Annotated in this window: 11 protein-coding genes; 1 reads left to right on the top strand and 10 read right to left on the bottom strand. The window is 46.2% G+C overall.

Going from position 1 to position 12,990, the window contains the following annotated elements; translation table 11 throughout:
- Nucleotides 1-7 precede the first annotated feature (7 nt).
- The 5 genes from CVP04_RS02665 to CVP04_RS02645 all read right to left on the bottom strand — a co-directional run bounded on the left by CVP04_RS02665 (nt 8) and on the right by CVP04_RS02645 (nt 5,034).
- Nucleotides 8-1,609: an ABC transporter substrate-binding protein gene (locus CVP04_RS02665; RefSeq protein ID WP_100295983.1), complete on the bottom strand. Its 1,602-nt coding sequence runs from the start codon at nt 1,607-1,609 to the stop codon at nt 8-10.
- Nucleotides 1,610-1,873: 264 nt separating this feature from the next.
- A complete protein-coding gene (gene gltS, locus CVP04_RS02660; RefSeq protein WP_100295982.1) occupies nt 1,874-3,082 on the bottom strand; it encodes a sodium/glutamate symporter in 1,209 nt (402 codons plus the stop codon).
- A 181-nt stretch (nt 3,083-3,263) separates the two neighbouring features.
- Nucleotides 3,264-3,698, bottom strand: coding sequence for a D-aminoacyl-tRNA deacylase (dtd, locus tag CVP04_RS02655; protein WP_100295981.1), 435 nt, complete (start codon nt 3,696-3,698; stop codon nt 3,264-3,266).
- Entirely contained in the window at nt 3,695-4,561 is an 867-nt protein-coding gene (locus CVP04_RS02650; RefSeq protein WP_100295980.1) for a virulence factor BrkB family protein, read from the bottom strand. The genes dtd and CVP04_RS02650 overlap by 4 nt, the downstream gene beginning before the upstream one ends.
- Complete coding sequence (locus tag CVP04_RS02645; protein ID WP_100296127.1) at nt 4,552-5,034, bottom strand: YchJ family protein; 483 nt, start codon at nt 5,032-5,034, stop codon at nt 4,552-4,554. The genes CVP04_RS02650 and CVP04_RS02645 overlap by 10 nt, the downstream gene beginning before the upstream one ends.
- 123 nt (nt 5,035-5,157) lie before the next feature.
- On the opposite strand from CVP04_RS02645, the gene CVP04_RS02640 reads away from it, so the two are divergent.
- Complete coding sequence (locus CVP04_RS02640) at nt 5,158-6,657, top strand: helicase HerA-like C-terminal domain-containing protein (protein WP_100295979.1); 1,500 nt, start codon at nt 5,158-5,160, stop codon at nt 6,655-6,657.
- A 68-nt stretch (nt 6,658-6,725) separates the two neighbouring features.
- Here the strand turns inward: CVP04_RS02640 and hemN are convergent, their stop codons facing one another.
- The 5 genes from hemN to rapA all read right to left on the bottom strand — a co-directional run bounded on the left by hemN (nt 6,726) and on the right by rapA (nt 12,792).
- Complete coding sequence (gene hemN, locus CVP04_RS02635) at nt 6,726-8,093, bottom strand: oxygen-independent coproporphyrinogen III oxidase (protein WP_100295978.1); 1,368 nt, start codon at nt 8,091-8,093, stop codon at nt 6,726-6,728.
- Between the two features lie 10 nt (nt 8,094-8,103).
- On the bottom strand, nt 8,104-8,535 hold the full coding sequence (locus CVP04_RS02630; protein ID WP_100295977.1) for a DUF2489 domain-containing protein: 432 nt from the start codon (nt 8,533-8,535) through the stop codon (nt 8,104-8,106).
- Nucleotides 8,536-8,538: 3 nt separating this feature from the next.
- Nucleotides 8,539-9,108: a Der GTPase-activating protein YihI gene (yihI, locus tag CVP04_RS02625; RefSeq protein WP_100295976.1), complete on the bottom strand. Its 570-nt coding sequence runs from the start codon at nt 9,106-9,108 to the stop codon at nt 8,539-8,541.
- A 96-nt stretch (nt 9,109-9,204) separates the two neighbouring features.
- Entirely contained in the window at nt 9,205-9,864 is a 660-nt protein-coding gene (gene rluA / locus CVP04_RS02620; RefSeq protein ID WP_100295975.1) for a bifunctional tRNA pseudouridine(32) synthase/23S rRNA pseudouridine(746) synthase RluA, read from the bottom strand.
- 24 nt (nt 9,865-9,888) lie between these two features.
- Nucleotides 9,889-12,792, bottom strand: a complete 2,904-nt coding sequence (rapA, locus tag CVP04_RS02615) for an RNA polymerase-associated protein RapA (RefSeq protein WP_100295974.1) — start codon at nt 12,790-12,792, stop codon at nt 9,889-9,891.
- Nucleotides 12,793-12,990 lie beyond the last annotated feature (198 nt).

Here is a 12,990-nt window from a genome sequence, read left to right as displayed (position 1 = left end):
ATATGAATTATTTGCTTTCTAAATCAATACCATAGAACGGATGCAAACCGAACGGGTTAATGACATAGTTTTTCACTTCCTTACGAACCGGAATATAAGTGGTCGAGTGCGCAATCGTAATCCACGGTGCTTGCTCTTTAAACACTTGTTGCGCTTGTTCGTAAAGTTTGGTGCGTTCCGCTTGATCGGAAATTTGCGAAGCGGTCACCACTAATTTATCGAAGTCCGCATTACAGAATTTCGCATAGTTGGAACCTTGCACCACGGACGCACAGCTTAACAAGGTATTCAAGAAGTTATCCGGATCCCCGTTATCGCCCGTCCAGCCCATCAAACCGGTTTGATGATCGCCGTTACGCATCCGTTTTAAATATTCGCCCCATTCATAGCTGACGATTTTGCTTTTCACGCCGACTTTTTCCCAGTCCGCTTGAATCAATTCCGCCATACGACGCGCATTCGGGTTATACGGACGTGACACCGGCATCGCCCAAATATCCGTTTCGAAACCGTTTTCAAAACCGGCTTCTTTCAACAAGGCTTTGGCTTTTTCCGGATTGTATTCATAATCTTGAATCGCATTGTTATAGCTCCACATTGTCGGTGGAATCGGGTTTTTCGCCACTTGACCGGCACCTTGATAAACCGCGGCGAGAATCGCTTCTTTATTCACCGCATAGCTCAACGCTTGGCGTACTTTCACGTTATCGAACGGTTTTTTCTGCACGTTAAAGTTTAAATAACCGATATTCAATCCCGCTTCGTTTAACAAGTTCACCGAATCGTCCGCTTTCATTTTCTCAATATCCGCCGGATTCGGATACGGCATTACGTGACATTCGCCTTTTTGCAATTTCGCATAGCGCACGGAAGCATCCGGCGTAATGGAGAACACTAAACGATCAATCGGCGCTTTACCTTCCCAATAATCTTCGAAGGCTTTATAGCGCAAAGTAGAATCTTTTTGGTAAGAAACGAATTCAAACGGCCCGGTACCGATCGGCTCGTTATCCACTTTATCCGGCGTACCCGCTTTTAACATTTGTTCCGCGTATTCCGCCGAGAAAATGGAAGCGAAATCCATCGCTAAATTCGCCAAAAACGGCGCGTTCGGCACTTTTAAGGTAAATTTCACCGTATAATCGTCCGTTTTCTCTACTTTATCGATAATATTCGGCATATCCATACCGATAAAATATTCATAGTTACCGCCGGAGACCTTATGGTACGGATGATTGGTATCCAACTGGCGATTAATGGAAAACAGTACATCGTCGGCATTTAAATCGCGGCTCGGTTTGAAGGCTTTATTGCTGTGGAATTTCACCCCTTTACGCAAATGGAAAGTATAAACTTTGCCGTCATCGGAAATTTCCCAACTTTCCGCAAGAGACGGAATTACCTTGGTGCCGCCGTTTTCAAAATTGGTCAAACGGTTAAAAATTTGCTGCCCGCCGGCGTCGATACTTGCACCGTCGGAAACTAATTGCGGGTTTAAATAAGAAGGTGACGCCTCGGAACAATAAACCAAGGTTTTCGGTGCGCCGAATGCCATTGAAGAAGTCAATAAGGCAAGCGCAGTTAATGAGAGTTTTGCAGAACGTTTCATAAAAGCCTCTTAGCAGTGGTTGATATTGTGTTTTACCGCCCGTTTTAAGAAAAGAAATATCCGGCGGTGATCGTTTGCGGCGATAAATTTCGCCGAACAATATCTTCAAGATAAAACAGCATTTAACCTGTGGTCAATATTTTTTACTAAGAAAATCGATTTTTTGAACGAAAATAAAAAATGCGGTCAAAATCGACCGCACTTTTATCGTTTGTTTAGAAAAATCTACGGCTAAATTGTTTTAGCCGCAAATTTTTGTCCTGATTAATGGAAAAATGCCGCCACTTCGACGAACACTTTTAACAAGCTGGCATTTAATAAATCAATGAAAAATGCTCCGACCATCGGCACGATTAAAAACGCTTTGTGAGACGGACCGTAATGAGACGTTACTGCTTGCATATTCGCTACCGCTGTTGGCGTCGCCCCGAGCCCAAAACCGCAATGACCCGCGCTTAATACGATAGCGTCGTAATCTTTACCCATCGCGCGATAAGTCACAAACACGGCATACACCGCCATCACCGCCACTTGAACGATCAAAATCACAAAAATCGGCAGCGCTAAACCGGCAAGTTCCCACAATTTGAGAGACATTAAAGCAATCGCCAAGAAAATGGATAAGCCCACTGTTCCCAATACATCAATGGCTTCATCCGCTACTTTAAACTTAAATAATAACGAAAGAGAATTACGAATAATCACGCCGGTAAACAAACACCAGACGAATGTCGGTAGCTGAAGTGCGGTGCCTTTTGTCCACATATCCAAATGCTGTCCGACAAACAAACAAAGGGACATCATCGTAATGGTTTCGATCACCGAGCGCGTGTTGATCTTACGACGATAAACCGGTTTTTCGAACGCTTCTTCCACGTCGTCCACATTTTCGTCTTCCGGCACTTCGTCTTTATGCAAGCGTTTTAACAAAAAGCTCGCTACCGGACCGCCGATAATTCCGCCCAGCACCAAGCCGAACGTGGCACAAGCCATTGCCAATTCCATTGCGCCTTGAATGCCGAATCGCGCTGTTAAATCTTCCGCCCACGCTGCACCGGTACCGTGTCCGCCGGTTAATGTCACCGAACCGGCGATTAAACCGTATGCCGGATCCAATCCCAATAATATCGAACCGAAAATACCCACCGTATTTTGCAAGGCAATTAATCCGGCGGCGGCAAATAAGAAAATTACCAAGGGTTTTCCGCCTTTCACCAAACGGGCAAAATTGGCGCTTAAACCGATAGAGCTAAAAAATACCAACATCATTGTGCGTTGCAAATCGGTGTCGAAACTAAAACTTAGCCCCCAAATTTGATGAACCACCGTTAAAATTATCGCAACCAGAAAGCCGCCGACCACCGGCTCAGGAATATTATAATAATTAAGAAAGCGAATGCGCTTTACTAAAAAATAACCGACCAACAGCACCAAACAAGCCAGCGCTACGGTTTCATATGTATCAAAAATCATACATCCTCTTTTTTGATTGTTTTCCTAATTCGTATTAATCAAATACTAGGATTGTTATGAGTGTTTTCGAGCAGAAAACACAGAAGGAAAGTTAATAATCTTCACTTATTAACTCACGAAAGGGCATTAATTTAGCAAAAAAACGCGAATTTTTCCAGAAAAACCGACTTTTTCGCTCGGATCAAACGCTTAACCAAAAGGTCACAGGTCCATCATTTATCAAACCGACTTGCATATCGGCGGCGAAAATTCCGCTAGAAACGGCAATTTTTTCACCGCACTTTTGGATAAAATATTGATAAAGTTCCTCCGCCAATGCCGGCGCGGCGCCTTTAGAAAAACTCGGGCGCAAGCCTTTTTGCGTATCCGCCGCTAAAGTGAATTGCGAAACCACTAACAATTCTCCGCCGGCTTGTTGCACGTTTAAGTTCATTTTGCCGTCTTTATCGGAAAATACACGATAATTCAGCACCTTTTCCGCCAAACGATCGGCTTTTTGTTTATCGTCGCCCTGTTCCACCCCAAGCAATACCAATAATCCACCGCCGATTTCGCCGACAATTTCTTGATTCACTTTCACATTCGCCTGAGTCACCCGTTGAATTAACGCAATCATTTTTTATCCTTAATTTGTTCTAATGCCAATTCGCCCTGTTTTAACAAACGCATATCCGCCAACACCGCCGCCAACTGCGCGCCGAGGAGCACGGCAATCCAGCTCAGTTGGAGCCACAATAACATTATCGGCAAAGTCGCCATTGCGCCGTAAATTAACTGATAGGACGGGAAATTGGTGATATACCACGCAAACGCCTGTTTGCCCAAGGTGAAAAATACTGCTGCGACCAAAGCACCTACGGCGGAATGTTTAATGCTGACTTTTTTCGTCGGCACCACGGTATAAATCAGCGTGAAAATAAACCACGTCAACACAAACGGCACGAGACTTAATAACTTCAAGCCGAAAGGCAAAGATAAATCCGTCGCCAAAATATCTTTCGCCAAACCGGTTACATAGGTGCTAATCCCTATACTGGTCGCCATAATCACCGGCCCTAAAGTTAAAATCAGCCAATAAATAGCGAAAGAAAAAACCGTCGGGCGCACGCCGGTGTCCTGCCAAATGGAGTTTAAGGTGCGATCAATGGAATTAATCAACATCAGCGCCACCACAATTAAACTGACGATACCGACCGCGCTCATTTGCTTGGAATTATTCACGAATTGATCGATATATTCCCCCACCGTATCACTGGCGGAAGGTGCAAAATTGGTGAAAATAAACTGTTTTAATTCGCCGGTCACTTCATTAAATACCGGAAAAGCGGAAAACACCGAGAAAATCACCATAATCAACGGCACCAACGCCAACATTGTGCTATAAGTTAAATAACCGGCGGCTTGGGTCAATTTATTTTGATTAAACCGATACCAAAATACTTTCAAAAAAACACTTATCTTTCCGAATGTTATAGGCATAATAATTCCCCGCAACAATGTTTGAATTTCTTCCCCGAACCACACAAGCAAGGCTGTTTTTGCTTAGGCAACGGCACGGTCGGATCCACAAAAAACCAACGATCGGCAATTTTTACGAATAAAGAATTTTCGTGATGGGTTTGTACGCCGTTTTCCGTGGCAAAAAACGCCTCGAATTCCACCGCACTATGCGTTTTACCCAACGCCGGTCGGTGCGACAAAATCTTCAATCCTTGCCAAATCGTATTATCCGCCCATTGTTGCAACGCCTCGCGCTCCAATAACGCCTGCTGCGACGGCACGGTGGTTTGCACGATATAATCAATCTGTTTCAGCACAAACGCCGCATAACGCGAGCGCATTAATTGTTCGGCATTATCTGCTTGCTTGCGTCCGCAATGCAAGGCGCCACAACAGCTTGCATAATCCGCCCCCGATTGACAAGGGCAAAGTGCGGTGGTTTTTGGTGAAATTTCTGACATTTTCCTCATCCTTTTTAGTCGTTCAAGCATAACATAAAACACGGAAATTTTTGACCGCACTTTATTTTTTCCTTATTATGCAACGGAGATTCTTCATCACCTAAGGACAACATTATGCAATATTCATTGGCTCAAACCGAACAAGGTCAAATTTCAGGTATCACGGCAAAAATGGCGAATCGCCACGGCTTAATCGCCGGCGCAACCGGCACGGGCAAAACCGTGACTTTACGCAAAATGGCGGAAGCCTTCAGCGATGACGGCGTACCGGTTTTTTTAGTTGACGTAAAAGGTGACTTATCGGGTTTGGTTAATGCCGGTGAATTACAAGGCAAAATCGCCGAACGGATCGAACAATTTCAGCTCGGCGGGCAAGATTATTTAAGCGGTTATCCCGTTTCCTTTTGGGATGTTTTCGGCGAAACCGGCATTCCGCTGCGCACCACCATTTCAGAAATGGGCCCGCTGTTACTTTCCCGATTGTTAAACCTCAACGCCACGCAAGAAGGTTTGCTCAACTTGGTATTCCGCGTCGCCGATGACAAAGGTTTACTGTTGATCGATTTGAAAGATTTACGCGCAATGTTGAAATATGTGGCGGAAAACGCCAAAACGTTCCAAGTGGAATACGGCAACGTTTCCGCCGCCAGCGTCGGCGCCATTCAACGCGCGTTGTTGACCTTAGAAAACGAAGGTGCAACCAATTTATTCGGCGAACCGGCGTTAAATTTGGAAGATTGGCTACAAACCCGCGACGGACGCGGCGTAATTAATGTGTTGAATTCGGAAAAACTGATCAATTCACCGCGAATGTACAGCGCGTTTTTGTTATGGTTAATGGCGGAATTGTTTGAAAATCTGCCGGAAGTGGGCGATCCGGACAAACCGAAATTCGTGATGTTCTTCGATGAAGCCCATTTATTATTCGACGGCGCGCCGAGCGTATTGGTGGATAAAGTCGAACAAGTGGTGCGCTTAATCCGTTCGAAAGGCGTCGGTATTTATTTCGTCACGCAAAATCCGCTGGACTTGCCGGATACCGTGTTAGGGCAGCTTGGTAATCGCGTGCAACACGCCTTGCGCGCCTTTACGCCGCGCGATCAAAAAGCAGTGAAATCCGCGGCGGAAACCTTCCGTTCTAATCCGAAGGTGAATGTGGTGGAAACTATTTCCACGTTGGGTGTAGGTCAAGCTTTGGTGTCGTTTTTAGATGAAAAAGGTATGCCGACGCCCGTTGAAATCGCTTATATTTATCCGCCGAAAAGCCGACTCAAACCGCTCGGCGCTGAGGAACGCCAAGCGCAAGTGAACGCGGATGATCTGTTCGCTTATTATAATGCTTATGTGGATAACGAATCCGCTTTCGAAGTGTTGAACCAACAAGCGGATCTCGCCGCCGTTGCACAAAAACAAGTGCAACAAGCGCAAGAGGAAAATGACAACGGCATTATGGGCAGCTTAAGCCGAATGATTTTCGGCACCAAGAAAAAAGGCGAACAACTGACCGTCACCGAACAAGTGGTCAGCAGCGTGGCAAAATCCGTCGGGCGGAATATTCGTAACCAAATCACCAAACAAATTATGCGCGGCATTTTGGGCGCGTTGAAAAAATAAAACGGCTTAGTGTGAGTTTGAACAAAAGCGCGGTTAAAAATTTCCAAGATTTTAACCGCACTTTTTGTTTAGATGATACGCGAGAATTGTTGGCGTCGCGCTTGTTGTCTGGAATAAGTGTCGAAACATAAACAAATATTGCGGATTAACAAACGCCCTTTGGCGGAAACTTGCAAGCCGTTCGGTGCAATCGCAATCAATCCGTCTTGCGCCAGCGGTTGTAGCAGTTCCAGATCTTCGGCAAAATGGCTTTTGAAATCAATATGATATTGCCGTTCGATCGGCTGATAATCCAATTTAAAATTACAGATTAATTGTTTGATCACATCGCGACGCAAACAATCTTCCTGCGTCATCACCAAGCCTTTATGCAGCGCGATACCGGTTTCTTCCACCGCGGCATAATAATGTTTCAATTCTTTTTGATTTTGCGCGTAAGTATCGCCCAACAAACTGATTGCCGATACGCCCAAGCCTAACAAATCGCATTCTTCTTGTGTGGTGTAACCTTGGAAATTGCGGTGTAACACGCCGTTTTGCTGCGCAATCGCCAGTTCATCGTCCGGTTTAGCGAAGTGATCCATTCCGATGAAACGATAACCGGCGCCATTTAGCGTTTCGATAGTTTTTTGCAAAATCGTCAGTTTGGTTTCCGGCGCCGGAAGTTGGTGATCTTTAATTTTTGCCTGACCGGCAAAACGGCTCGGCAAATGCGCGTAGTTGAACACGCTGAGACGATCGGGATTGAGTTCGATCACTTTTTGCAAAGTGAACATAAAACTTTCGACCGTTTGCAGCGGCAAGCCGTAAATCAAATCCAAATTGGTGGATTTAAAACCCAGTTCGCGCGCACGCACAAGTAAGGCCTGAATAAAATCTTCGTCTTGCTCGCGGTTCACCGCTTTTTGCACGTCTTTGTTAAAATCTTGCACGCCCATACTAATGCGGTTAAACCCGATACGATGCAAATGTTCCAACATTGATAATTCGATTTCGCGCGGATCCATTTCGATACTGATTTCCGCTTGCGGCGCAATGGTAAAATTCGCGCGCAACATTGCCATTAAACGCGCGGATTGTTGCTCGCTTAAATAAGTGGGCGTGCCGCCGCCCCAGTGAATTTGCGTTACTGTGCGTTGGCGAAATAACGCCGCGCGAGTTTGGATTTCTTTTTCCAAATAATCCAAATAAATATCCGCTTTATGGCGGTGCCGGGTGATAGTTTTGTTGCAGGCGCAGAAATAACAGAGTTTATGACAAAACGGAATATGCACATAAAGCGATAACGGACGTTCAGGATAGCGCGCCGCCGCGTGTTTAAAATCCTCGTCCGTATAATCCGAATTGAATTCCAGCGCGGTCGGGTATGAGGTGTAACGCGGCCCGGATTGATTATATTTTTGAATTAATGCCAAATCCCACATTATTTCCGACATTACCTTCCCCCTACTTTTCCATATCCACTAATAATTGACGTACTTCCGACATTATTTTTTCTTCTAACTCGGCTTCCGCGCTTTCCCGTTGTAAATCCAAGCGCATACGCTCGTTATTTTTCAAATTTCGATGCGCTTCGTGGGTCGGCATATCCGCCACCACGCCGTATAATTCAAACATTGAGGTATAGTTTTTCAAGGATTTACCCAACGGATCCAACAACATTTTTAAACGCAATACGCCTTCGGAATGATTGCAATCGCCATTTTGCATTGCTTTGGCGATAATCACAATACTCTCTTTGAGGCGTTTTTCACGCGCGGCGCGCAGTTGACGAAACGCCAGTTTCTGCTTTTGCAACGCAAGCAACAAATATACGGCATAGCCGGCTAATGCGGCGATAATGCCCGCGCCGAGGAGCAATAATACGGTGGTCCACATAATTTATCTGAATTGATTAATATCGATTGTTTCAAAAGTGCGGTATAAATCTTCCTCGTTTTCTTCGTCGTCTTTAATACCGAGTTCGTCCATTAGTTCGGCGATACGCGCCAGACAATCGTCCACGAATCGTTGATCTTCCGCGCTGAGTTTTTTACCGGCATCCAATTCGTCCAATAATTGATTCAAACATTCGTTGTTTTCTAATTGTTCCAATTCCAACATCGGATCGCGCGCTTTCACGTTTTCTTGCGGCTGCACCGGCGGAATGGTCAAACCTTTTTCCGGTTTGTTGACAAATTCCACCACCAACGGCACTTTTTTACGGCTACCGATTCGCGGATCTTTCACCGTTTTTTGCACGGCGTTTTGCTGATTATCCACTGCGCTGTGACGCGATCCGGAAGCTAAACCTTTGTGTTTTTTCTTTCTTTTTTCTTCACGCGCTTTTTCGTCCAATTCGTAACGCGTCGGTTTGCGCCCGTTGCGGCTTTTCGGCGGCTCGGCGCGCTTATCCGCCTTGCGAGCGGGCATAATATCGGTGATTCGGCGGGTTTTCTTTTGACGTGCCATAATGTTATCTCTTTGTGTTTAATTTGTGCGGAATTGTAACATTCCGACGGACAATTCTCACTATTATTACGCGATTTTTCTCGTTTGTGTCAGCGCCTAGAATTCCGGTGCACACTCGAAATGTAAAATTTCACCGCTTTGCGGATGGGCGATTTGCAAGCTTTGGGCGTGTAAACACAAGCGCGGCGACAAACTTTTTGCCAATGGCGACGCATAAAATTTATCGCCTAAAATCGGGTGTCCCAAGGCTAACATATGCAATCGCAACTGGTGCGAACGTCCGGTAATCGGCATTAAATTCACGCGCGTGGTGTTATTCGGCAAGCGTTGCAAAACTTCATAATTTGTCACCGCACTTTTACCCGTTTCGAAACAAATTTTCTGCCGCGGGCGATTTTCCCAATCGCAAATCAACGGTAAATCCACCGTGCCGCAATCCTGCTCCAAATGCCCCCAAACCAACGCTTGATAGCTTTTTTTCGGTTCGCGTTCGCGGAATTGACGTTTTAATTCTTTATCCGCCAATTTACTCATCGCGAACAACAAAATGCCGCTGGTCGCCATATCCAGTCGGTGTGCCGGTTCGCAAAAACCGTATTTTTCCTTCACCCGCGACATTGCGCTGTCATAATATTGCGGCTGGTTGCCGGGTACGGAAAGCAAACCGCTCGGTTTATTGACCAACAAGATATGATCATCGCGATAAATAATATCCAGCCAAGGTTCCGTCGGCGGATTATATTCGATTAACGCCATTATTTTCTCTTTTTTATCAAATTGTTAGGATTTATTGCTGACGATCACGCGTAAGCAATCCAATCGCCACGTCGCCTGCCGGATCGCTGTTAAAGCTTGTTCGCGTTGCGTTGCCAGCATTTCGATTTCATCCGGACGAATCGCCGGATTCACCGCGCGCAACGCCGTCAGCCGGTTCCATTCTGCCGTTAAGGCTTCGTCCGCCACCCGCTGCGCTTGTTTGATCACCGTATTCGACGCCTTTTTCGCTTTTTGTTCCGCCGTGCGAATCAAACTTTCGATTTGCGGACGTAACATTTTCACCACTTGATTGCCGGTGCTTTTACCCATAGGTTTGAGTTGTTTTTGCAGCTTGGCGAAAGACACTTGCGGCGCCAAATCGTTGCCTTTGGCATCCAACAGCAAGCGAATCGGCGTCGGCGGTAAAAATCGGTTTAATTGTAATCCTTTCGGCGCTTGCGTTTCTACAATAAAAATCGTTTCCAGCAACAATGTTCCCGCCGGCAAGGCATTATTCAGTAAAAAAGCCACCGCACTTTTGCCCAACTCGCCCGATGCGATCAAATCGATGCCGTGACGAATCATCGGGTGATCCCAAGTAAGAAACTCGATGTCTTCTCTGGCAAGCGCCAAGCGGCGATCGAAGGTGACGGTAACGCCCTCCTCTTTCACGCCCGGAAAATTCGGGATCAACATTGTTCCCGTCGGATGTAGCACAATGGTTTTCTCGCCCGAATCTTCTTGTTCGAAACCGATAATATCGAATAAATTCAACGCAAAATCAATCAGTTGTGATTCACAGTCCGTTTCGGCGATACGCTGCGCTAAGCTTTCCGCCCGCTCGCCGCCGTTGGAATTTAGTTCCAACAAACGATCACGACCGGATTCCAATAAGGTTTTTAAACCTTGACGCTCCTCGCGCGTGCGACGAATAAAGACATCGAATTCTTCAAGTGCGGTGGGATTTTGTAAAAAATACTGCAATTTTTCACCGCACTTTGCAAACAAGGTCGCGCCCATCGGACAAGTTTCTTCAAAAGCGTTTAAGCCGTCGTGATACCATTGCGCCAAGCGCGCGGCAGGCGTGTCGGTGAAACAAGGCGCATAAATTTGAATATCGCGCTGCTGCCCGATACGATCCAGCCGCCCGATACATTGTTCCAACAAATCGGGATTATCCGGCAAATTAAACAGCACTAAACGGCAAGCGAATTGGAAATTTCGTCCTTCCGAACCGATACTTGAACTCAATAAAACCTGCGCACCGCCTTCTTGTTGAGCAAAATACGCCGCCGCCCGATCGCGTTCGACAATCGACATTCGTTCGTGAAACACCGCGCAACGCACCGCGTCTTTTTCGCGCAAAATACGTTCCAGTTGAACCACCGTTTCCGCTTGATGACAAATCAGCAGAATTTTTTCATCAGCATAGCGGAGTAAAAAATCCAGCAACCAAGTAATGCGCGGATCGAAATCCCACCAATTTGCTTGCGGATTTAAGCGCTGAAACAGCTGTTCCGGATAAAACTGTTCCGCCGTTTCCAATTCACCGAAACGTGCCAACACATTCAACGCATTGGCATATTGTGCCGGCAACGGCAGATTAATTTGATGATAAACGCGCTGCGGAAAGCCTTTGACACTTTGTCTTGTGTTGCGGAACAATAAACGTCCCGTGCCGTGGCGATCGATTAAATCGCCGATTAAACTTTGCCGCGCTTGCCGACGAAGCGCGTCATCCGCTTGCGATTGAATCACCTTTAAGCTCGGTTCGATATCCTGTTCCGATAATAATTCCGTTAAATGATTTTGTTCTTCTCGACTTAGCGGCTTGTCCGCCAGTAAACTTTGCACCGCTTCGGCAACCGGACGATATTGCCGCTGTTCCTGCACAAAAGCGTCGTAATCATAAAACCGCGCAGGATCCAACAGGCTTAAACGTGCGAAATGGCTTTCTTCGCTGAGTTGTTCCGGCGTGGCGGTGAGCAATAACACGGCGGCGATACGGCGACTTAGGCGTTCGACCAGTCGATAGGCGTCGCTTGCGCCCGTCGGCGACCATTCCAAGTGATGCGCTTCATCGACGATCAATAAATCAAATTCCGCTTCATCCAACTGCGCGGCGCGATGCGGTTGTGCAAGCAGCCAATCTATCGAACAAAGAATCAAGGATTCGGAATGGAACGGATTTTCCGCCGATCGGTTTTCCGTTTGGTCGAAATCCGCGCAGCGTTCTTCATCAAATAAGGCGAAGGGCAAATTAAATCGCCGCAACATTTCCACCAGCCATTGATGTTGTAAATTTTCCGGTACCAAAATCAGTGCGCGTTCCACCCGTTCGGAAAAAAGCTGTTGCTGCAAAATCATTCCCGCTTCAATAGTTTTGCCCAAACCGACTTCATCGGCAAGCAGCACGCGCGGCGCCACGCGATTCCCGACTTCTTGCGCGATATAAAGTTGATGCGGAATTAAACTCGCCCGCGTGCCGCGCAAGCCGCGTAACGACGATTGAAATTGCGCCTGTTGATGACACAAGGTTTGATAACGCAAGGCAAAGTGATCATTACGATCAAGCTGCGCGCTAAATAAGCGTTCTTGTGGTTTACTGAAGGTGATTTGCGCGTTAAGCTCGATTTCACGCACAAGACATTCTTCGGCGTTATCGTTACGGCGAACCCAATAAAAAAGCAGCTCGTTTTTTTCCGTTACATCGAGCACTTGTCCTTGCCAGCCGGTTTGATGGGTAATCTGATCGCCGATTTGAAACGCCACGCGTATCAAAGGCGCACCGGCAAGCGCGTAAATACGCACTTCTTCCGAAGCGGGAAAGGTGATCGTCACCGTGCGGTTATCCCGCGCAGTAATAATACCCAAACCCAGATTATTTTCACTTTCACTGATCCAACGTTGACCGACTGCAAACGACATAACTTCTCTTTTCTTTACTTCATTAACAATAAAACGGGCGGCTATTTTAACGATCTTGGGCTAAAAAAGATATGAAAATATATACTACAATTTTACCGTCAAAATAAAGAAATAAGCCAAAAATGTAGCTTTTACTTGACTTTTTAAAAGTGCGGTGCAAAAATCGGCTCGATTTTATTTTTAAATTAAGGACGGTAT

The sequence above is a fragment of the Caviibacterium pharyngocola genome, assembly GCF_002795405.1.
In the GTDB taxonomy this organism is placed as follows: domain Bacteria; phylum Pseudomonadota; class Gammaproteobacteria; order Enterobacterales; family Pasteurellaceae; genus Caviibacterium; species Caviibacterium pharyngocola.
Note: the sequence above shows the minus strand (reverse complement) of the source record. Positions and strands in the feature narration are given on the sequence as shown.